The sequence below is a fragment of the Amycolatopsis circi genome, assembly GCF_003385235.1.
GTDB classification, from domain to species: domain Bacteria; phylum Actinomycetota; class Actinomycetes; order Mycobacteriales; family Pseudonocardiaceae; genus Amycolatopsis; species Amycolatopsis circi.
Genome location: NZ_PQIA01000112.1, coordinates 1 through 21709, shown reverse-complemented (window position 1 = coordinate 21709; position 21709 = coordinate 1). Strand labels below are relative to the sequence as shown.

The 21709-nt window shown below is 70.5% G+C and carries 16 protein-coding genes; 6 read left to right on the top strand and 10 right to left on the bottom strand.

Annotation, left to right across the window (positions count from 1 at the left end):
• Nucleotides 1-80 precede the first annotated feature (80 nt).
• Together D0D37_RS34670 and D0D37_RS34665 are read right to left on the bottom strand one after the other, a co-directional pair.
• Nucleotides 81-3227, bottom strand: coding sequence for a beta strand repeat-containing protein (locus D0D37_RS34670; RefSeq protein ID WP_244223785.1), 3147 nt, complete (start codon nt 3225-3227; stop codon nt 81-83).
• 178 nt (nt 3228-3405) lie between these two features.
• Entirely contained in the window at nt 3406-4440 is a 1035-nt protein-coding gene (locus D0D37_RS34665; RefSeq protein WP_116204807.1) for a hypothetical protein, read from the bottom strand.
• 300 nt (nt 4441-4740) lie between these two features.
• Between D0D37_RS34665 and D0D37_RS34660 the strand changes: the two genes are divergently transcribed.
• Genes D0D37_RS34660 through D0D37_RS34650 form a run of 3 tightly spaced genes read left to right on the top strand, consistent with a single transcriptional unit; the run spans nt 4741 to nt 7762 of the window.
• Nucleotides 4741-5976 carry an AI-2E family transporter gene (locus D0D37_RS34660; protein WP_116204819.1) on the top strand — a complete coding sequence of 412 codons (1236 nt, stop codon included), beginning with the start codon at nt 4741-4743 and terminating at the stop codon, nt 5974-5976.
• A complete protein-coding gene (gene macS, locus D0D37_RS34655; RefSeq protein WP_116204806.1) occupies nt 5973-7109 on the top strand; it encodes a MacS family sensor histidine kinase in 1137 nt (378 codons plus the stop codon). The genes D0D37_RS34660 and macS overlap by 4 nt, the downstream gene beginning before the upstream one ends.
• Nucleotides 7106-7762: a response regulator gene (locus tag D0D37_RS34650; protein ID WP_116204805.1), complete on the top strand. Its 657-nt coding sequence runs from the start codon at nt 7106-7108 to the stop codon at nt 7760-7762. The genes macS and D0D37_RS34650 overlap by 4 nt, the downstream gene beginning before the upstream one ends.
• A gap of 1 nt (nt 7763) precedes the next feature.
• Here the strand turns inward: D0D37_RS34650 and D0D37_RS34645 are convergent, their stop codons facing one another.
• Complete coding sequence (locus tag D0D37_RS34645) at nt 7764-8744, bottom strand: hypothetical protein (RefSeq protein WP_116204804.1); 981 nt, start codon at nt 8742-8744, stop codon at nt 7764-7766.
• Between the two features lie 141 nt (nt 8745-8885).
• Between D0D37_RS34645 and D0D37_RS34640 the strand changes: the two genes are divergently transcribed.
• Complete coding sequence (locus tag D0D37_RS34640; RefSeq protein WP_116204803.1) at nt 8886-9548, top strand: DUF1707 SHOCT-like domain-containing protein; 663 nt, start codon at nt 8886-8888, stop codon at nt 9546-9548.
• 56 nt (nt 9549-9604) lie between these two features.
• Here D0D37_RS34640 and ptsP read toward each other — a convergent pair whose 3' ends face one another.
• Genes ptsP through D0D37_RS34625 form a run of 3 tightly spaced genes read right to left on the bottom strand, consistent with a single transcriptional unit; the run spans nt 9605 to nt 12912 of the window.
• Entirely contained in the window at nt 9605-11281 is a 1677-nt protein-coding gene (ptsP, locus tag D0D37_RS34635) for a phosphoenolpyruvate--protein phosphotransferase (protein WP_116204802.1), read from the bottom strand.
• Nucleotides 11274-12011 (bottom strand): hypothetical protein, encoded by a 738-nt coding sequence (locus D0D37_RS34630; protein ID WP_116204801.1) that lies wholly within the window; start codon nt 12009-12011, stop codon nt 11274-11276. Before D0D37_RS34630 ends, ptsP begins: the two co-directional genes overlap by 8 nt.
• Nucleotides 12012-12039: 28 nt before the next feature.
• Nucleotides 12040-12912, bottom strand: coding sequence for a ribokinase (locus D0D37_RS34625; RefSeq protein WP_116204800.1), 873 nt, complete (start codon nt 12910-12912; stop codon nt 12040-12042).
• Nucleotides 12913-13253: 341 nt separating this feature from the next.
• Here D0D37_RS34625 and D0D37_RS34620 point away from each other — a divergent pair, with 341 nt between their 5' ends.
• Entirely contained in the window at nt 13254-13991 is a 738-nt protein-coding gene (locus D0D37_RS34620; protein WP_116204799.1) for a TetR/AcrR family transcriptional regulator, read from the top strand.
• On the opposite strand, the gene D0D37_RS34615 is transcribed toward D0D37_RS34620, so the two are convergent.
• From D0D37_RS34615 to D0D37_RS34605, 3 genes are all read right to left on the bottom strand, one after another.
• Nucleotides 13988-14725 carry a 3-oxoacyl-ACP reductase family protein gene (locus tag D0D37_RS34615; RefSeq protein WP_116204798.1) on the bottom strand — a complete coding sequence of 246 codons (738 nt, stop codon included), beginning with the start codon at nt 14723-14725 and terminating at the stop codon, nt 13988-13990. The genes D0D37_RS34620 and D0D37_RS34615 overlap by 4 nt on opposite strands.
• A gap of 142 nt (nt 14726-14867) precedes the next feature.
• Complete coding sequence (leuS, locus tag D0D37_RS34610) at nt 14868-17762, bottom strand: leucine--tRNA ligase (protein ID WP_244223784.1); 2895 nt, start codon at nt 17760-17762, stop codon at nt 14868-14870.
• Between the two features lie 158 nt (nt 17763-17920).
• Nucleotides 17921-19090, bottom strand: a complete 1170-nt coding sequence (locus D0D37_RS34605; RefSeq protein ID WP_167493613.1) for an esterase-like activity of phytase family protein — start codon at nt 19088-19090, stop codon at nt 17921-17923.
• A 65-nt stretch (nt 19091-19155) separates the two neighbouring features.
• On the opposite strand from D0D37_RS34605, the gene D0D37_RS34600 reads away from it, so the two are divergent.
• A complete protein-coding gene (locus D0D37_RS34600; protein WP_116204797.1) occupies nt 19156-19575 on the top strand; it encodes an SdpI family protein in 420 nt (139 codons plus the stop codon).
• A 57-nt stretch (nt 19576-19632) separates the two neighbouring features.
• Here the strand turns inward: D0D37_RS34600 and D0D37_RS34595 are convergent, their stop codons facing one another.
• The gene (locus D0D37_RS34595; RefSeq protein ID WP_162834611.1) at nt 19633-20214 is read right to left on the bottom strand and encodes a YqgE/AlgH family protein; all 582 of its coding nucleotides are present in this window, start codon (nt 20212-20214) and stop codon (nt 19633-19635) included.
• Nucleotides 20215-21709: the final 1495 nt, after the last annotated feature.

Genomic DNA, 21709 nt, shown 5'->3' with positions numbered 1-21709 from the left:
CAGCACGCAAAACGGGCCCGGAAGCACGTGGCTTCCGGGCCCGTTCGGGGTTACCCCCGGCACGCTTCAGGCGAAGCGGTTCACTTCTTGAAGATGCTGGTCACCTTCGCGGCCAGCTTCTGGAACGCACCCAGCGGGCCGGTCGCGTCACCGAGCGCCGGCACGGCCGGAGCGGTCGGCATCGTGGTCGGCAGCGTCGTCGGGACCCCCGGCACGGCGGGCAGCGCGGCGACGGCCGGCAGCTGGTTCAGCGTCGGCAGCGACGTCTTCACCGGCAGCTGAGCGGGAACGGCCGGCAGAGCCGGAACGTCGGCCCGCTCGGCGCCCGCGCCCGGCAGGGCCGGAACGCCCGGCAGACCCGGAACCGCCGGGGCCGACGGCAGGTGGATGCCGTTCTGCAGCCCGGAAACCGAAGGCAGCGCCGAAGCACCCTTCAGCTGGTTGAGCTGGTTCAGCGCGGACAGTCCGCTGACCTGCGGCACGTCGGCACGCTGGGTGCCCGGCAGTGCCGGGGCGGGCAGCGTGGTCGCGGTGGGCAGACCCGACAGGCCCGGCAGCGCCGGCAGGGCCGGAGCCGAGGGCAGCGACGGCGCGGCCGAGGAACCGCCCGGCAGGCCCGGAACCGCAGGCAGCGCGGGGAGCTGGTCAGCGCCCATCTCGCCGCCGAACGGCACGTCGATGGCCGGCTCGGGGTCGACCGTGGTCGAGTTGGGGGCCTCGGCGGTGGCCACGCCGAGCACCTCCAGCGGAACCCCGAAGACCTGCACCAGCGCACCCAGCGGGTGGTAGTAGTCGAAGCCGGACAGCGCGGAGCCCGTGCCGTCGGTGCTGGTGGCGTCGTTGCCGTCGGTCACCGTGGTCACGTTGTCGCCGACCGCGTGCGCCACGCCGCCCACGGCGACCGCGTCGCCGAAGACCTGCGCGACGGCCGTGACCGGGAAGTCGAGGATGTCGCCCGAGAGCGAGCCCTCCACGCCCGAGGTGGTGTCCTTGCCGGCGTCGGTGACGACGGTGTTGTTCATGGCGTCGCCCGAGGACACGCCCGCCACGGAGACCGCGTCGCCGAAGACCTGCGCGACCGGCGCGGGGTCCACGCCGACGATGTCGCCCGCGACCGCGCCGCCGTCACCGTTGGTGAGTGCGTCGCCGCCGGCCGTCGAGGTGATGTCGTTGGTGGCGGTGCCGTGGCCGAGCGCGCCCCCGGCGAGCCCGTCGCCGAAGATCGTGCCCGCTCCGGCGATCGGAGCCTTGACGATGTTGCCGGCGAGCGCGCCGTCCTTGCCGTCGGCGCTGGCGTTGCCGCCCGCCTTCGAGTCGGTCAGGTTGTCCGACATGCCGGTGCCGATGCCGGCGACCGCGCCGCCGACGCCGTGGCCCTGAACCGGCAGCGAAACCGGGGCCTCGACGAGGTTGCCCGCGCCCGCGCCCTTCGCACCGGTGGCGTGCACGTCCTGGCCCGCGGTGGAGGTGGTGTCGTTGCTGGCCTTGCCGTGGCCCTGGCCGACGAACGCGCCGCCGATGCCGAACAGCTGCACCGGGGTGGACAGCGGCGCGGTGGCGAGGTTCGAGCTGAGGAAGCCGTTGTCGTCAGCGGTGTTGCCGCCGCCGCCCGCCTTCACGACCTTGGTCTCGGAGCCGTCGCCCGATCCCTGGCCGATGAACGAGCCGCCCACGCCGAACACCTCGGCCGGCGCGGCCACCGGGACCTGCACGATGTTGCCCGAGCCGGACGAGTCGTTGCCCTGGCTGCCGTCGTAGTTGCCCGCGGTGACGGTCTTGGTCTCGGTCGAGGTGCCCGAGGCGTTGCCGATGTGGCTGCCGCCGATGCCGTGTACCTCGGGCGCGCCGGCGATCTGGGTGTTGACGATGTTGCCGGTCAGCGTCGAGCCGTTGCCGGTGGTGTAGCTGCCGTCGCCGGAGGTGGCGGTGGTGGTGTTGTCGCAGTTGGCGACCGCGCGGCCGATGTAGGTGCCGCCGACGCCGCACGCCTCGACCGGGAGCGCCACTGCCGGGTCGACCACGTTGGCCGAACCGGCGGCGTCGTTGCCGCTCGTCTTCACGAAGCCGCCGGAGGTGGCGGTGGTCTCGTGGGTGGAGGACGAGGCCTGGCGGTCGAGCGCCTGGCCGGTGGTGGCGTTGCCGATCCACGAACCGGCGACGGACGCGACGTTCGCGACCGGGCTGGCCTGCGCCGCGGCGGCGTTGCCGGACAGGAACGACTGGTCGCCGTCCGACTCGAGGTAGGTCGGGATGCCGTGCAGGCTGCCCGGACGGGTGTCGCCCGCCTTGGCGTCGGCCGAGGAGCTGGAGGTGGAGTCCGCGTCCGAGCCCCACACGCCGCCGGCGTTGCCGTTGAACTTGACCGGCAGCGCGATCGGCGCGCCGACCACGTTGCCGCTGCCCGCGGCGCCCTTGCCGTTGGACTTCATGGAACCGCCGGAGGTGGCGGTGGTGTCGGCGTTGTACCCGCCGCTGTAGGCGTTGCCGAGGATCCAGGACGCGGCGTTGCCGGTCACCTGGACCGGGGTCGCGAACTGGCCGCCGACGACGTTGCCGGACAGGCCCGAGCCCTCGCCGGTGGTGTCGACGTTGCCGGTCTCGCTGGTGCTCTGGTGCGCCGAACCGCCCTTGACCGCACCGCTGCCGCCGGCCAGGCCGACGCCGTTGCCCGCGATCTGCACCGGGAGCGCGTAGTCGAGCGCCACGACGTTGCCCGCGATGCCGGAGTACTTGCCGTCGGTCGCGACGTCCTGGTTGTGGCTGTAGGTCTGGTCGTGGTCGCCGCCCTGCACGTGCGCGTCGCCGATGACGCCGACCGCGTTGTCCACGATCTGGATCGGGACGACGACGTCGCCGTTGACCTTGTTGCCCTTGAACGCGTCGTGGGTCGGCGTGAGCTGCCGGGGCGCATCCGCCTTCGGGAGGCTGTCGGTCAGGCTGCCCGCGGAGCCGCCGGGCGTCTTCGCCGAGGCGAGCGCTCCCTTCACGGCCGAGGTGACGGGCTTGGTGCTGATCTCGTTGTGGTGCGCCGGGAGGTCGACCTGCCCGAGCGGGGTGCCGATCGCGTTGTTGGCCTCGTCGATCGGGACGGTGACGTTGAGATCAAGCGGGGAGGCCGGAGTGTCGGGATTGACGTTCTCGTCGGCCGAGGCGATGCCGGTGCCCAGCATCAGCAACCCACCCGTGACCAACGCGGTCTGGAGTCCGCGCTTTGCCCAGGTCTGCATGGGGTTTTTCTCCTTCATATCGGGGTCCCTTGCGGGTTCGTGACGGTGCGGAATGCACCGGGGAATGCGTGCGCGGAAATTGCGCAGCGCGCGAAAAACCCGCGGGGTATCTGTCGATGACGGCGACGGCACACAAAGGTGTCCGTGGGTGCGTCAAAGACCCCGCGGGTGAAGTGGATCAGTCAGGAGTGACGCCGGGCTGCTCGCCCGGGGTGCGCGGCGTGTGCGCGAGGCCGGCGCGGGTCGAACCCGCGACGGCGTTGTCGACGGCGGCGACGACCCAGGAGGGGACGCCGAAGTTCAGTCCGTCGAGGTGTCCTCCGGGCGCGGTGCTGCCACCGGCCGGGGAGTTCGGGATGGAAAGCGGCGCGGCGGGAAGCTGCGCCGGGGAGAACGGAGCGCCGGGAAGCCCGCGGTCGCCGTGGTGCCGCGACGGCAGTTCGACGCCCTGCACCGGATTCACGGACTGCGCGGCCATCGACGGGAAGACCGACTGCAGTGCGTCGGACGTGGTCATCGCGGCGGCGCCGAGGTTCTGCTCCGCCGCGGCGGGCTGCTCAGGAATGCCCGGCGCGGGCAACTGCTGCTCGGATCCGGAAATCGGGGCGGACGGCAGTTTCGGCAGGTCGACCAGGTTCGAGGGAGTGCTCGGGTCGAGCAGGTCCCACAGCTTCCGGCCGAAATCCTGCGCCGCGGGCGGCGGGGTGGTCGCGTCGGTGATCACCTGGCGCGCATCCTGCGGCTTGCGCGCGATGTGCTCGAGCGAGCCGAGCGTGCGCTCCACCGGCTTGACGACCGCGTGCTGGCCGAGGTCGCTGACCGCGGTGTTGACCTTGCCGGCGGCCTCCTGGCTGCCGGAAAGGTCGTCGCGGTGCGGACCGCTGAGCTGATCGAGCGAGCAGGCGGGCCGCGACGTGCCTGGTTCAGACCACGTGGTGGCGCTCTGCCCGCACGACGAAAGTCCTTGCGCGGCACCGGTGACGGAGCCCGCGAAACGGGCCACGCCGTCGGTGACGTCGCCGATCCCGGCGGCCGTCGCGTCGGTGACCGGCGTGACGCTCGCGTCGACCGTGTCCGCCGAAGCGGCCGAAGAGGAGACGGTCCACGCTGCCGCGGTGGCCGCGAGCGCGCCGCCGACGACGAACAACGCACGCGACGCGAGACGGCCGAAGCGCGTCGCGCCCCGCCTCTCGTGCACAGCGTCGTTCGTCACAGGTGATTTCTCCTCAAGGGGTAAAAATTGATTTCGGTTTTCGGCCGGAACGGCACAGTTCCGCAGTGGTGCAAAACCGAGACAACCAAATTTCCGGTCCTCCGCGCATCCTCGACACGACTTGATGCCACCATCGTGTGAACAACACAGAGTGTGGCCGGGTCTCACGATGGGTCATCCCCGGAGAAGACGGCCGGTTACTCCGGAGTCGGTTCGCGCGGAACCGGAGAAGCGGTGATTCGCGTCGGCCGCTGGGCGATCCGCCCGGTTTTCGACGGCGGGGCCGATACGGTTGACCCCGTGAGCCAGCCTGGGCGCGGACAACGCGAACAACCGTCCCTTTCCGAACCAGTCGTCGACGTCACCGGCTTCATCCCGCGCGGCCTGCGCGTGTCCGCCGCGCTGTCGTGGCGGTTCATCGTGGTGATCGCCGCGCTGTACGCGGTGGTGTGGCTGCTGGGCTATCTCGCCTCGGTCGTGGTGCCGGTGTCGATCGCGCTGCTGCTTTCGGCGCTGCTGGCCCCGGCGGTGTCGCGGCTCGTGCGGGCCCGCTTCCCCCGCGGGCTCGCCACGGCGATCGTGCTCGTGGCCGGTCTCGCCGTGCTCGGCGGGCTGCTGACGTTCGTGATCACCCAGTTCTCCAGCGGCCTCCCCGAACTGCAGCAGCAGCTGACCACGAGCCTCAACCAGATCAAGGACTGGCTGATCAACGGTCCGCTGCACCTGCGCCAGGAGCAGATCCAGGACTTCATCAACCAGGCGATCGGCTTCCTGCAGAACAACCAGGCGTCGCTCACCACCACGGCGCTGACCACCGCGGGCACCGTCGGCGAGATCCTCACCGGCTTCGTGCTGACGCTCTTCGTCACGATCTTCTTCCTCGCCGGCGGCGACGGCATCTGGTCGTTCCTGGTGCGCGGCGTGCCGCACCGGGTGCGCAACCGGGTGAACGTGGCCGGACGGCGCGGGTTCGCGTCGCTGGTCAGCTACATCCGCGCGACGGCGGCGGTCGCCGTGGTCGACGCGGTCGGCATCGGCATCGGGCTGTGGATCGTCGGGGTTCCGCTGGTGATTCCGCTGGCGACGCTGGTGTTCCTCGGCGCGTTCATCCCGATCATCGGCGCGCTGATCACCGGCGGCGTCGCGGTGCTGATCGCGCTCGTGTCGAAGGGCGTCATCGGCGCGGTGGTCGTGCTGGCCATCGTGATCGGCGTGATGCAGCTGGAAAGCCACGTGCTGCAGCCGCTGCTGCTCGGCCGCGCGGTGCGGCTGCACCCGCTCGCGGTGGTGCTGGCGATCGCCACCGGCCTGGTCGCCGCCGGGATCGCGGGCGCGCTGCTCGCGGTGCCGCTGCTGGCCGTGCTCAACGCCGGGATCCGGTCCCTGCTGCACGAACACGATCCCGATCCGGCGACAGTCGACGCGCTGCACAGCAAGGCCGCGCATCCGAATGCCGCGCCGGACAAGGCCGACGCCAAGAAGCCGGGCAAGGACAAGAAAGACGAGGACGCCGGTTCCGGCGAAGACGAGAGGTGACCGTTCGTATCACCCGAGATCCGGCGGCGCCGCTGTGGCGCGGTGTCGTGGTGCTGCGCGTCGTCACGTGGTTGTTCGCGCTGGCCGTGGCGATCGCGCACCACCCTGGCTTCCAGCGGCCGTGGCTGGCGTGGCTCGTCATCGGAGTGATGGCCGGGTGGTCTGTCGTGTCGAGTCTGGCGTACATGCGCGAGAACGGACGGCACCGCTGGCTGGTGATCTTCGACCTCGTACTCACCACAGCGCTCATGCTCACGTCGCCGTGGATCCTGTCGGACGCGCAGTTCGACAACGCGACTACGCCGTTGATCACCACGGTCTGGGCGGCGGTGGCGCCGATCGCGATGGCAACGCGCTTCGGCGCGCGCTGCGGCGTAATGGCGGGCCTCGTCGTGGCAGTAGGTACTGGTGTCGCACGCGCGAACGTCGACATCGACGTGATCCGCGACGGTGTGCTGTTGTGCGCGAGCGGCCTCCTTGTCGGTATGGCGGCGACACTCGCGCGCAGCTCCGCCGAAGCGCTCGCGCGCGCCCTTCGCACCGAAGCAGCGACGGCCGAGCGTGAACGGCTAGCGCGCTCGATTCACGACAGCGTGCTTCAGGTCCTCGCGCGCGTACGGCGTCGCGGTCTCGAAGTAGGCGGCGAAGCAGCGGAGCTGGCGCGGCTCGCTGGAGAGCAGGAGATCGCGTTGCGCGCGTTGGTCAGCACCGAACCGACCCGGTCCGGCGACACCGCGGACCTCCGCTCGGCATTGCGACTGCTGACGACCACGTCGGTGCAGGTCTCGACGCCGGCGGGAACGGTGGACCTGCCCGCGCACGTCACCGAGGAACTCGTCGCCATCACCCGCGAAGCACTGGCCAACGTGGAGAAACACGCTGGTCCGGAGGCGCACGCCTGGGTGCTGCTGGAAGACCTCGGCGGCGAGGTCGTGGTGAGCATCCGCGACGACGGGCCGGGCATCGAGGGCGGCAGGCTGGAACGGGCGGCGGCCGAGGGCCGTCTCGGGGTAGTGAAGTCGATTCGCGGCCGGGTGGCCGACCTCGGCGGGACCGCGGTGCTGGACAGCGCGCCCGGCCGGGGCACGGAGTGGGAAGTGCGAGTGCCCGCGAAGGTGAGGGACGGACGATGACGGAACGGACGATCTCGGTGATGGTGGTCGACGACCACCCGATGTGGCGCGACGGCGTGGCCCGCGACCTCAGCGAGAACGGGTTCCAGGTGGCCGCGACCGCCCCGGACGCCCCGGCGGCGATCCGGATCGCGCGCACGGTGCGCCCGGACGTGGTGCTGATGGACCTGAACCTCGGCAGCACGTCCGGCGTCGAGGCGACCCGCGAGATCACCGCGGCGGCGCCGGACACGCGCGTGCTGGTGCTCTCGGCCAGCGGCGAGCACAGCGACGTGCTGGAAGCGGTGAAGGCGGGCGCGTCCGGTTATCTGGTGAAATCGGCGTCCGCGGCGGAGCTGGTGGACGCGGTGCGCCGTACGGCCGACGGCGACCCGGTGTTCACCGCCGGGCTGGCCGGCCTGGTGCTCGGCGAGTACCGGCGGATGGCCGACGCTCCGGACGGCGCGCCGGAACCGCCGCGGCTCACCGACCGTGAGACCGACGTGCTCCGGCTGGTCGCGAAGGGCTTGACCGCGCGGCAGATCGCGGAGCGGCTGGTGCTGTCACATCGGACGGTGGAGAACCACGTGCAGTCGACGTTGCGGAAGCTCCAGCTGCACAACCGGGTCGAGCTGGCGCGGTACGCGATCGAGCACGGGCTGGACGAGGACTGAGTCAAGAAGTCGCGACCCCGGCTTCTTGCCGCCCGGAAGCGAGTTTCGCCTTCCCCAGCCGCCAGGCCGGTTCGCCCGGATGCCACGCCGCGACGACCCCGTCGTCCAAGACCAGGTCTCCGCCTTCGGTCCACTCCAGGCCGGAGTGCTTCAGGTTCTCCGTCGAGTAAGGCATCGACGGAGCCTGCTGCCAGGTGCCGTCGCGCAGGTTCAACAGCCACAGGTCTCGGGTTTGCGTGCCGGTTCCGGCGAAGGACGGGGTGCCGAAATCGACCGCGGCGACGTTTCCGTCCCGGCTGGGCAGCACGTACGGGTTGGGCTGCGGCACCGGCAAGGTCACCGGTTTCCGCGCTCCGCTGCGCAGGTCGAGCACAGTTAAGTCGGTGAGTCCGCCGAGAACCAGCCGGTCACCAGCTGCGGCGAGGATGCGCGGCGACTGCTGCACGGTGCGTCCGGTGGCCGGGTCGATCAGGACGTCAACGGTCTCCGCGGTGCCGCCGCCGACGGTGATCAGCAGCCCGCGCGATGTCTCCACCCGGACGATCGTGTGGCACGACGCCACCGTGCCCCGCCCGAACGAGGTGCCGGTGAGCGCGACGTGTTCCAACCGGCAGAGGTCCGGACTGTCCTCCCGGATCAGCCACACGCTGGTGCCGTCCGCGCCCGGGGCCGCGCTCACCGCTTTGCCGAGCGACCGCGGAGGCGAAAGCCCCAGGTAGACGTACACCTCGGCTGGGTCGCAGGCGGCCTGCGAGCAGATCGGCCCGGTCAGCACGACCGGCGTGTGGCCGACGCGCAGCACTGACACCGCGCGCTGCCCGCCGGGAACGCCGGGCAGCGTGCCGCGCACACCGGAGTCGGCGTCGAATACCGTCGGCGGCGACGTGGCCAGCAGCAACTCCACCCCGATGCCGCCAGTGGCCACGCCGCCGTCGAGGCCGGTCGGCGGGGCCGTGGTCGGGGTCGGGCGCGCCGAACTCACCGGAGCGGGCGCGGAAGTCCCGTTCGTGCAGGCGGTCAGCAGGCAGCAGGCCGCGACCAGGGCGACCGTTGCGCGGAATACGGGTCCGTTCAGGGTTTTTCCCCGATCTGCCAGCGGAAATGGAGTTCTACCATCGAAGCCATGGCCGAGGAAGAGACGATCGCCGCGCAGCCCGCGACCGAGACCAAGCCGTTGACCGCGCGCGACATCCGGGTGTCCGACGACGAACGCGAGCACGTGGTCGGCGTGCTGCAGAAAGCCATCGGACAGGGGATGCTCACCCTCGACGAGTTCACCGAACGCACCGACCAGGCGCTCGCCGCCCGCACCCGGGGCGACCTCAACACCGTGCTCGCCGACCTGCCCGGACTGGTGCACCCCGGCGCGGCGCCGCAGTACGCGCCGATGTCCGAGCCTCCCGGCTACGGACCGAACTACGGGCTCGGCCAGCGGCTCGAACTCAACGCCAAGTACTCGTCACTGCAGCGCAGCGGCCCGTGGCAGGTCCCGGCCGCGATGGTGGTGCGCAACAAGTACGGCAGCACCAAGCTCGACTTCACCGAGGCCCGGGTCGCCACCCCGGTGGTGCAGATCGAACTCGACTCCAAGTGGGGTTCGGTCGAGCTGATCATCCCGCAGCACGCGGCGGTGGACTACAACTCGATCACCGAGATCAAGTTCGGCTCCCTCGACGACAAGACCGGCAGCAACGGCCGCGCGGGCAGCCCGCGCTACGTGCTGACCGGCCGCATCCACGGAGGCTCGCTGGTCATCCGCCACCCTCGGCGGGGCATCTTCGGCTGACCAGCGTCCGGCGCCGGGCCCGGTTACCCCATCTCTCACCCGGGTCCGGCGTCCCCTTAGCGGGAGACCGCGTCAGCGACCGCCTTGCGCGCGGAGGCCGGATCGGTGGTGGCGAGCGCCGCCGCCGCGATCTCGGCCGCCTGCTCCCGCGACACCGTCGCCAGGCTCGCGCCGACCGCGCGGACCGCCGGGGCGTTCATCGACAGACTCGTCAGGCCGAGCCCGGCCAGCACCAGCGCGAGACGCGGGTCGGCCGCCGCTTCGCCGCACACGCCCGCCGGTTTCCCGGTCGCTTCCGCCGCGTCGCCGATCAGCTTCAGCAGGCGCAGCAAACCGGGCTGCCACGGGTCGTTCAGCTTCGCCACCGCGCCGAGCTGGCGGTCGGCGGCGAAGGTGTACTGGGCCAGGTCGTTCGTGCCGACAGACACGAAATCGACCACGTCCAGGATTTCCCGCGCCAGCACCGCGGCGGCGGGAATCTCGATCATCACGCCCGCCCGCGCGATTCCGGCGGCGCGCACGCGCTCGGCGAACCAGGCGGCTTCCTCGACGGTGCCGACCATCGGGGCCATCACCGAAACTTCCGCGCCGGAATCCTCCGCCGCACCGGAGATGGCTTCGAGCTGCCGGTCGAGCACCTCTGGCCGGTCGAACGCGATCCGCAGGCCGCGGACGCCGAGCGCCGGGTTGGGCTCGTCGTCCGGCGACAGGAACGCGAGCGGTTTGTCCGCGCCCGCGTCCAGCGTGCGCACGATGACCGGCTTGCCGCGGAACGGCGAAAGCACTGCGGCATAAGCTTTTCGCTGCTCTTCGACGGACGGCTCGGCCGGCGCGTCGAGGTAGCTGAATTCGGTGCGGAACAGTCCGACGCCCTCGGCGCCCGCGTCCGCGGCGGCCTGCGCGTCGGCCGGGGAGCCGACGTTGCCGTACACCTTCACCCGGTGCCCGTCGGACAGTTCGCCGACGCCGTTCCATTCGGCAGGGCCGGAAGCGGCGGCGGTGACGATCGGCGCGGACGCGTCGACCGCCTCGATCACGCCGGTGTCGCCGTCGACCGATAGCGCCTTCGCGTCGGAGGCCAGCAGCCCGCGCACCGCGACGACGGCCGGAATTCCCAGCGCCCGCGCGAGAATCGCGGTGTGGCTCGTCGGGCCGCCCTCCTCGGTGACCAGCGCGAGCACCTTCGCCGGGTCGAGCCCGGCGGTGTCGGCGGGCGCGAGGTCGCGCGCGACGAGCACGCTCGGCGACGCCAGCTCGGGCACCCCGGGCGGGGCGACGCCGAGCAGTTCGGCGACGAGCCGGTCGCGCACGTCACGGACGTCGCGGACCCGCTCCGCCATGTACCCGCCGGCGGCCGCCAACGCGTCGGCGAAGCCCTCGGCGGCCTGGTAGACGGCGCGGGCCGCGGGTAGGTTCCGCGCCGTCACCAGCTGTTGAGCCTGAGCGGCGAGCGCCGGATCAGCGGCCATCGCGGCGGTGGTGATGAGGATCGTCGCGGCCTCGCCGGTCGCGGCCTCGGCCTGCGCTTCCAGCCGCGCGGCGACCGCCCGCGCGGCGGGCTCGATCCGGGCCGCCTCCGCCGCCGGGTCGTCCGGCGCGGGCGTGCTGGCGGGTTCCCCGAGCGGCTCGGCGACCCGCACGACGGGTCCGCTCGCGCGTCCGGGGCTCACCGCGACCCCGGTCAGCGAGGAACCGGCAGCGGACTCGGCCGGAGCGGCGGCACTCTCAGACATGGTCTAGACCATAGCTCACGTAGACGGCGATCTCCCGGGGCGCCGCACCCGTTTCCCGATTTCGCACCCGTTCGACCACCGGACGCACCTCCTCGTGCCACCAAGCGCGGGCCAGCTCCGCACGGTCGCGCAGCACCCGGCCCCGCAAAGTCTGCCGGAAACCCCAGGCCTCCGCCGAGTCCGCGAGCCGGAACCAGTCGGCCGGGTCGTCCAGCCACAGGTCGGTCCGGTCGGCGTCGGCGAGCGGGACCCGCTCCAGGAACATCCGCTCGGCCTTCTTCGACGGCAGGTCCGCCAGCGTCAGGCAGCGCATCGCCCACGCGATCGTGCACACCGACCGCACCTCGGCCAGGACCTTCTCGGCACCGCGCGCTCTGGCCAGCGCGATCCGGTGGTGCCCGTCCTCCACGAAGTACATGTCGCCCAGCCGCACGAGCCGGACCGGCGGAAGCTCCCCGACGGCGTCGGCGATCGCCCGCCAGCGCTCGCGCAGGGCTCGATTGCGGGGCCGGAACAGCCGGTCGAAATCCTCGGCGCGCGCGAGCGACCCCACCACGCCGTCGATCGGAACCGAGCGCAGCCCCTCGTAGGTTTCCGCCGTTCGACCCAACGCGGCGAGCGTCTTGTCGAGCGGCATCAACGCCAGCGGATCACGCGTCTGCGCTGCCGCCATCCTCCGCAACCGGGTCGCGTACCCCTGCCACCACGCCGAACCGAACGAATCACCCACGTGAGCCACAACACGGTCCGGACGTGACTCATTCCAGCTCGGCGGCCGTCGGATACGACGGTTGAGCACCATGGCGGGTCACGGTCACCGCGGCTACCTTCACCGCTCGGTCGGCGGCATCGACCAGGTCAGCGCCATCGGCGAGGGCGGCAGCCAGCGCACCGGCGAACGCGTCGCCCGCGCCCGTCGTGTCGACGGCTTCCACCTTGGACGACTCGATGGTTGTCGACTTGTCGCCCTCAAGCACCGCCGCGCCCTTGGCTCCGAGCGTGACCACTGCCGCGCGCGGGCCGAGTTCGAGCAGTTCACGCGGGTCAGCGTCCTCCGAACCGAGCAGGTAGGCGGCCTCGTGCTCGTTGACCAGCAGGACGTCCAGCGCGGCCAGCGTTTCCGGCGACACCTCGGCCGCCGGGGAGAGGTTCAGCAGCACCCGCACGCCGTTCTCGCGCGCCCGCACCACCGCGCGTTCGATCGTCGGCAGCGGCACTTCCAGCGACGCGACGAGCACCCGGACGCCGTCCAGCGCCTCGTCGGTGATGTCCCCGGGTTCCAGCGCGGAGTTCGCGCCGGGGGAGACGAGGATTGAGTTTTCCCCGTCCGGAGTCACGGTGATGTAGGCGATTCCGGTAGGCCGATCGACAGTACGAACGAATTGCGTATCGACTCCCGCATTGGACAACGAATCCCGCAGCATTCGACCGTACGGATCGTCGCCGACCGCGCCGAGCAACGCGACGTCCGCGCCGAGTTTTCCCGCCGCGACCGCGGTATTCGCGCCCTTGCCGCCGGGGGACAACGCGGTGTCGCCGCCCAACACCGTCTCGCCGCCGCCGGGGCGACGATCGACCGGCACCACCAAATCGGCATTCGCGGACCCGACTACCAGCACCGCAGCACTCATGCCGCCACTCTGCCACGACCCGTCTTTTCCGCCATCTGTGCCCGAAAGTGAAAGCGTTTGTAACTTTCTTGGCGCTCAGTGCGACAATCAGGCGGAACAGCGACTGGCCGTCACTCGATCGGGGGATCCATATCCCCCAGGCGTCACTTCTGCGGCGGGCTTCGCTCTTCTTCGAGCGTCACTGGCCTTGAGCCGATGACGTTGCCCCGACCGGAAGCGCACCGGAGAGGGCATCGGGTCGCCGGCGCCGATCACGTAGCCCCCCGAGTGATCGGCGTCGGCGGCGCCCCGATTCGCGCGCCAGCGCCTGAACCGGTGTCCAGACCACCTAGACTGCCCAGATGAGCAGCCCCACACGCAGGGGTCGCGCGCGAGCGGCTACCGAATCCGACATCCGCCGGACCGCGCGAAAACTGCTGGTAGGCCAGGGTCCGGAAGCCGTGACGCTGCGGGCCATCGCCCGGGAGCTGGGCATCACCGCACCGGCTCTGTACCGCTACTACGAATCCCGTGACGACCTGCTGGAGAACCTCCGCCTCGACGTCTGCACCGACCTCGCCGCCGAACCCGCCGAGGACATCGCGGAGCTGAAGGACGAGGGCCTGCTGCAGCTGTTCCAGATCTGCAAAGGCTTCCGCCGCTGGGCGCTGACCCACACCAAGGAATTCACCCTGGTGTTCGCGTCGCCGACCGGGGCCACCGGCACCGCGACCGGCAGCGCGCTGCACCGGCTGGACGAGCCGTTCGGCAAGATCTTCCTCGCCGCGGCCGGCCACGTGCTCGCCCAGCACGACCTGGTCATGCCGCCGAACGACGTGGTCCCGCCCGAACTCCGCGACGACCTCACCGCGTTCCAGCAGGACCTGCTCACGGTGCTCAAGGAGTCCGGGCGGGAGATCCCGCCGGAGAAGCTGGACCTCGGGCTCACCTACCTGATGATCACCTTCTGGGCGCGGCTCTACGGCCACGTGACCCTCGAGGTGTTCGGCAACTACCCGATCCCGATGTCCAAACCCGACGTGCTGTTCGAGGCCATGCTCACCGACCTCGCCCGCGACGTCGGCCTCTACTCGGGTTAGGCCGCGTGGCCGCCGTCGACCGAGATGGTCGAGCCGGTCACGTACGCGCTGGCCGGCGAGGCGAGGAACGCCACCGTGTCGGCCACTTCCGCGGGCTTGCCGTAGCGGCCGGCGGCGGTCATGGACGCCTGGTCCGCGGCGTAGGGGCCGTCGGCCGGGTTCATTTCGGTGTCGGTGGGTCCCGGGTGCACCAGGTTCACCGTCACGCCGTTCGGGGCCAGTTCGCGGGACAACGCCTTGGTCAGCCCGACCATCGCGGACTTGCTGACCGCGTACAGCACCATCCCCGGCCCCGGCACGCGATCGGTCACGCAGCTGCCGATCGTGATCACGCGGCCGCCCTCGCCGAGGTGCTTGGCCGCCGCCTTCGTCGCGGCCAGCACGCCGCGCACGTTCACCGCGAGCACGCGGTCGACGTCGTCCATCCCGGTCTGCTCCAGCGGGCCGACGAAACCGACGCCCGCGTTGTTGACCAGCACGTCCAGCCGCCCGAACTCGGCGACCGCCGCTTCCACCGCGGCTTCCACGGCCGCCGAATCCGCGTTGTCGGCACCGACCGCGAGCGCCCGCCGCCCGAGCGCCTTGATCCGGTCGACCACTTCCGCGGCCTGTTCGGCGTTCACCGCGTAGGTGAGCACCACATCCGCCCCAGCCTCGGCGAGCCGCAGTGCCGTCGCCGCCCCGATTCCCCGGCTCCCACCAGTCACCAGCGCCACTTTGCCGTCGAGGTTCATGTCCGTCCTTCCACCGTGTTTCCCTTGCCCCCCAATAAAAGCGGGGCGGGAAGGACGACGCTGGCGCCTTTCGGTCGGGGCGATCCCGGACGCGAAACCGGCCCGGGACCGTGAAGTCCCGGGCCGGTTCGCGGCTAGCCGATCAGAGCACGATGTTGACCAGACGGCCCGGCACCACGATCACCTTGCGCGGCGTCTTGTCGCCGACCAGCGCGGCGATCTTCTCGTCCGCCAGCGCGGCCGCCTGCACCGCGTCGTTCTTCGCGTCCGCGGGCACGGTGACCCGCGAGCGGACCTTGCCGTTGACCTGGATCGGGTACTCGACCGAGTCCTCGACCAGGTACTTCTCGTCCACGACCGGGAACGGCCCGTGCACCAGCGAGTCGACGTGGCCCATCCGGTGCCACAGCTCTTCGGCCACGTGCGGGGCCAGCGGAGCCAGCAGCAGCACCAGCGGTTCGGCCAGCTCGCGCGGAGTCCCCGCGGCCGAGCCGTACGCCTTGGTCAGGTGATTGTTCAGCTCGATCAGCTTCGCGCCCGCGGTGTTGAACCGCATCTCCGCGTAGTCCTCGCGGACTCCGGCGATGGTGCGGTGCAACAGTTTCCGGTCCGCCTCGGTCGCCTCGTCCGCCGACACCCGCAGCTCGCCGGTCTGCTCGTCGACCAGCAGCCGCCACAGCCGCTGCAGGAACCGGTGCGCGCCGACGACGTCCTTGGTCGCCCACGGCCGCGACATGTCCAGCGGACCCATCGACATCTCGTACACGCGGAAGGTGTCCGCGCCGTAGGTGTCCGACATTTCGTCCGGCGTCACGGCGTTCTTCAGGCTCTTGCCCATCTTGCCGTATTCCTGCTTGACCTCTTCGTCGCCGAAGAAGAACTTGCCGTCGCGCTCGACGACGTCCTCAGCAGGCACGTACACACCGCGCTTGTCGGTGTAGGCGAACGCCTCGATGTAGCCCTGGTTGAACAGGCGGCGGTACGGCTCCTTCGAGGAGACGTGGCCCAGGTCGTACAGCACCTTGTGCCAGAACCGGGAGTACAGCAGGTGCAGCACCGCGTGCTCGACGCCGCCGACGTACAGGTCGACGCCGCCCGGGTCGTCCACGCCGTGCTCGGCCGGGCGCGGGCCCAGCCAGTACGCCTCGTTCTCCGGCGCGCAGAACACGTCCTGGCTCGCCGGGTCGACGTAGCGCAGCTGGTACCAGCAGGAACCGGCCCACTGCGGCATGACGTTGGTGTCGCGGCGGTACTTCTTCGGCCCGTCGCCCAGGTCCAGCGTGACCTCGACCCAGTCCTTCGCGCGCGACAGCGGCGGCGACGGCTCGGAGTCGGCGTCGTCCGGGTCGAAGGTCTTCGGCGCGTAGTCGTCGACCTCCGGCAGCACGACCGGCAGCTGGTCCTCGGGCAGTGCGATCGGCAGGTTGTTCTCGTCGTAGACGATCGGGAACGGCTCGCCCCAGTAGCGCTGGCGGGCGAACAGCCAGTCGCGCAGCTTGTACTGGACGGTGCCCTCGCCCGCGCCGCGGTCCTCCAGCCAGGCGATGATCGTCTTCTTGGCGTCCGCGACGCCCATGCCGTCCAGGCTGACCGAATCGTTGGCCGAGTTGATCGCCGGGCCGTCGCCGGTGAACGCCTCGCCCTCGAAGCCCTCGCCGGGGTCGACCGTGCGGACGATCTCCAGCTCGAACTTCTTCGCGAAGTCGTAGTCGCGCTGGTCCTGTGCGGGCACCGCCATGATCGCGCCGGTGCCGTAGCCCATCAGCACGTAGTCGCCGACGAAGACCGGGATTTCCTTGCCGTTGACCGGGTTCACCGCGTAGGTGCCGGTGAAGACGCCGGTCTTCTCCTTGTTCTCCTGCCGGTCCAGATCGGACTTGCGGGAGGCGGCGGCGCGGTAGGCGGCGATGGCCTCGGCGGGCGTCTTCGCCCCGCCGGTCCAGGTCTCCGGGTGCTCGCCCGGCCACTGCGCCGCGGTCAGCTTCTCGACCAGCGGGTGCTCCGGCGCGATCACCATGTAGGTGGCCCCGAACAGGGTGTCCGGACGAGTCGTGAAGACCTCGATCTTCTCGTCTCCCGCGGCGAACGAGACGCGCGCGCCCTGCGAGCGGCCGACCCAGTTGCGCTGCATGGACTTGACCTTGTCCGGCCAGTCCAGCAGGTCCAGGTCGTCGACCAGGCGGTCGGCGTACGCGGTGATCCGCATCATCCACTGGCGCAGGCTCTTGCGGAACACCGGGAAGTTGCCGCGGTCGCTGCGGCCGTCCGCGGTCACCTCCTCGTTCGCGACGACGGTGCCCAGGCCGGGGGCCCAGTTCACCGGAGCCTCGGAGATGTAGACCAGCCGGTGGTCGTCGATGATCTTGCGCTGCTCGACGGTGCTCAGCTCGGCCCACGGACGACCGTCCGGCGTCGTGCGCTCACCCGCGGCGTACGCCTTCTCCAGCTCCTCGATCGGACGCGCCTTGCGGGCGTCCTCGTCGTAGTAGGAGTTGAAGATCTGCAGGAAGATCCACTGGGTCCACTTGTAGTAGTCCGGGTCGATCGTCTCGATCGACCGGCGCTCGTCGTGGCCCAGTCCCAGCCGCTTCAGCTGGCGGCGCATGGTGGCGATGTTCTGCTCGGTCGTGGTGCGCGGGTGCGTGCCGGTCTGCACCGCGTACTGCTCGGCGGGCAGGCCGAACGCGTCGTAGCCCAGCGTGTGCAGCACGTTCCGGCCGATCATCCGGTGGTAGCGCGCGTAGACGTCGGTGCCGATGTAGCCCAGCGGGTGCCCGACGTGCAGGCCGGAACCGGACGGGTACGGGAACATGTCCTGCACGAACAGCTTGTCCGAGGGCACCTGCTCGCGTGGGTCGGCGAGCGGGCCGACCGGGTTCGGCGCGTGGTAGGTGCCGTGGTCGGACCAGTGGTCCTGCCAGCGCTGCTCGATCTGCCCGGCCAGCTCCGCGGTGTAGCGGAACGGCGGGGTGTGCTCGGCCTCGGCGCGCGTCTGCGCGCCGTCCGCCGTGGCCCCGGTGTCCGTGGACCCTGTCATCGCCGTCTTCCTCCGTGTCGCGCCACTCCAGAAACAACTCGACCCCCCAAGCCAGAAGGCATGAGGGGTCGCCGCGCCGAGCCGGTCATCGGACCAGGTCAGCGCGGCAGGCCAAGGAGCAGCCGAGCCGTGTTCATGCACTCATCGTAACGCGCTGGTCAAAGCCGTTCCGACGGGACCGCCAAAGCGACGACCTGGGTGACTTGCGACGCGGAGAAGTTGTTGTCGCTCACGAGCAGCAGACTGCGCTCCCCGGACGGCAGCGCCGGACCCCAGGTCATCCCCTCGATGTTGTCCACAGTGGACAACGGGAGGCCGGAAAGGTCGGCGAGCAGCTTCTTCTTCACCGGCTTGACGTGCTTCGCGGCCGTCAGGGAGGGGGTGTGGAGGACGTTCGTCGCGCCGGTGGTGTCGATCTCGAAGATGCGCACTTTGTTGCCGACGCCGGTGACGAAGGACCGCTCCATCATGAGGAATTTCGTCGGATCCGCCTGGTTCACCGCGAGCATTGAGGACACGCCGGTGTCGGCGAACGCGGTCGCGGGCTTCGGCTCGGCGAAGAGCTTCTCCTGCGGGTACGCGTACTGCGCGAGCACGTGCCCGAACCGGCTCTGCAGCGTGATCCGCGACAACGCACCCGACGTCGGCGTGGGCGGCGGGCCGTCCTGCAGCAGCGGGGCCTCGACCTCGCTGGCCAGCAGCGTGCCGAACCCGGTGTAGGCGAGGCCTTCGAGGACGTAATTGCGGCGCGGACCGGCGTCCGGCGTCATCCGCTCGTTGGCCGGCAGTGGCAGGTCGCGCACGTAGTGTCCGTCGCGGGTAGCTTCGCGGATCGACAGCTGGATCAGGTGCTGGTCAGCGAGCCGATCGCCCTCCTGGGACCAGACGTAATGCCCGGTCCACGGGTCGACGCGCAGTTCCTCGGGGTCGATCGTCTGCTCGTTCTGCGGAGCGGCCGGATCGTTCTTCGCGAGCGGCGGGTAGGGCGTGCCGTCCGGGCGCAGCAGCGGATGCGTGCCAGTGAAGGTGACGGGACCCACACCCTTGGCGCTGACGTCGAACTTCGCGGTGTAGAAGCGAGCCGGGTTGATCGCGGACCGGTCGTCGCTGATGAAGACGTAGCCGCCGGTGCGCGGATCGAAGTCGATCGACGACAACCCGCCGACCGTCGTGCCCTGGAACTGCAGGTTGTGCGGCACCCGCTGCTCGCCGAGCAACCGGACCGGCCGCGGCGCGGCTTCCGCGGCGTCGCTGGTTCCGGGGATGAGCAAGGACAGCGTGACGATCCCGGCGGCGGCGAGCAGCCGGTGTCGCGTGGACGAAGACATGGCCCGTAGCACAGCCGACGAGGGTATCCGGGACATGGCCGCGAGGTCACGCTTATCCTCAAGGGGTGTTCGCTATCGCGCTCGTCCCGATCGTCCTTGGTGTCGTCGTCGGCTGGGGTGGATTCCTCGGCGTGCGCGGACGGCTGACCCGAGCAGGCGGGGCCGGAGTCCGGACCGAAGCCTCGATGCGCAGCGAAGAGGCGTTCAAACTGGCCAACCGGGTCGCCGGAATCCCGACCCTCGCCGGCGGCGCGGCCGCGATCGTCTGCGGACTGGCCGGCCTAGCGATTCCCGCCACCGCCGGCCTGGTGGCCGCCGCGATCGTCGGACTGCTCGGCCTGCTGGCGATGGTGGTCGCCGGTGCCCGAATGGGCGCACGAGCCGCCCTGACAGTCCCCGCCCCCGCGCCGGTCCCGGCCGGTTGCAGCGGCTGCGCGTGCGGTGCCGGCGGCTGCGGGGTCCTGCAGAAGTCCAGCGAAGCCTGACCTGCCCGGGCCTCGTGAGTGGCGATACCGGTTCTAACCGGCGTAGCCACTCACGACTCAGTTCCGCTGCAAGTCCCCGGGATGGGTGGCCAGCAACGCGAGCGGCACCCCCTGACGGCGCAGCACCTGACCCCAGAGGTCACGGCTAGGCGGCGCGAGAATGTCGCTCGGCAAGGCAGGGACGATCACCCAGTCCTCACGCTCGATCTCGCCCGCGAGCTGCCCCGAATCCCACCCGGCGTAACCCGCGAACACGCGCACGCCCCGCACCTTGGGCACGAGAACCTCGGGATCGCTGTCCAAATCGACCAGCGCGACCGGCCCCCGCACCGCGACAACGCCTGGAACGCTGGCCGCGGTCTCCCCAGTCCGCAACGCGGCGAGACACAGCGCGGTCTTCTTGTCGACCGGCCCGCCGACGAACACTGACTGAGGCTCCGCGACGTGCTCGCCCCACCCCGGCAGAACGTCATTCACCGGAACATCAGACGGCCGGTTCAAGACCACCCCGAGCGTGCCCTCCGCCCGATGATCGATCACGAACACCACAGTCCGCTTGAAGTTCGGGTCGAACATCGTGGGTGCGGCGACCAGGAGCGTTCCCGGTTCAACCTCGGCGTCCGCTGGCACGCCACCCATGATCCCATCACCCGCCGCGGGAAATCCTCCCGGCACGGGAACACCAGCACCACGCACCCCGTTGAGAACAATGAGCCGGCGCACTCGTGTCCCCCGGGCTCACTGAAGAACCGCCTTTGTGGAATACCGGTCCGGCCGGAGCCACACTGCGCCAAGCCGCCGAGAGGCGAAACGAGTGCGCCGGTGTCTTCGTCTTGTTCGATGCTTCGCACCTTCCCGCTTCACCGGCGCCGAGTACCCGGGGGGCCGAGCCCCCCGGACCCCCGCGGTGCCTTTGGTTGCGGTTTTCGGGGTGGTCGGGGGCGGAGCCCCCTTTGGCTTGGGATCGTGGGGGCGGTTGGGAGTGGCGTGCCGTTTGCTCTCTCGCTGGTGAGGTGTTTTCTGCATGCCTTTGCACCTCGTCTATGCGGGAGTGCACTCGTCTGGCTGCGGGAGTTTCGGCTGACTGCGTGAGGCGTTCGGCTCTCGCGTCGCGGAGTCGCGGCGGTCCGCTGGCCTCTGCAGCGCGTTCTTTTCGCTCGTTGCTCAGCTGGTTCGGGTCTCGGGGCGTCTGGCTTCACGTCTCCGCAGGCATCAACTGGGTTCCCGGTTCGCTCGATCCTGTGCCGCGTTCACTCCCTGCGTCGCCTCGCCGTCTGGCTCTGCGGGCCCTCGCTGTGGCAGCCGGATCTACATTCGCACGTGCCTGTTGGGCTCCTGGTTCGCTCGATTCGTGCTACGTCTCTCTCCGCATCGCCTCGGTAGTTCGTGCCTAGCCGTTTGGCTTTGTGGGCCCGCGCCGCGGCGTCCGGCTTCACCTCTTCGCTGGTGCCGGTTGGGCTCCCGGGTCGCGCGACCGCGCCGTTCCCTCCTTTTCGGGGCTCGGGTTGTTCGGCGTTGCAGGTCCTCGCCGTGGCATTCGGCTTCACGTATCCGCAGGTACCAGGTGGGCTTCACGCCCGCTCTCTTCCTGCATCGCCTCGCCGATTCTGGGCTCGGGTCGATCGGCTCCGCAGTCCTCGCGGTGGTGTCCGGCTTCACGTCTCCGCGGGTGCCAGTTGGGCTCCTCGCTCGATCGCGCCGCGTTCTTCGCCGGATCGTCTAGCTGATTCGTTCTTCTAGCTGTTCGGCTTTGTGGGTCCGCGGCGCGGCGTCCGGCTTCACTCCTCTGCGGGTGCCAGTGGGGCTTCCGGTCGCCTGGGTCCCGTGCCGCGTTCTCTTGCTGCGTCGCCTTGCCGATTCGGGGTTCGGGTTGTTCGGCGTTGGGGGTTCTTGCTTTGGTGTTCGGCTTTGCGCCTCTGCTGGTGCCAGTTGGGTGCCCGGTTCGCGATCGTGCGCTGCGTTTTCCCTGCGTGGCCTCGGTGGTTTGGGGCTTTGGGCGTTCGGTTTCGTGCGTTTGCCGGTGACTGGTCGGTTCGAGTTGGTGTGGGTTCTCGCTGCGTCGCCTTGCCGGTTCTGGGCTCTGGGCGTTTGGCGCTGCGGGCGAGAGGCGGGGGGGTGTTGGGGGGTCTCATTT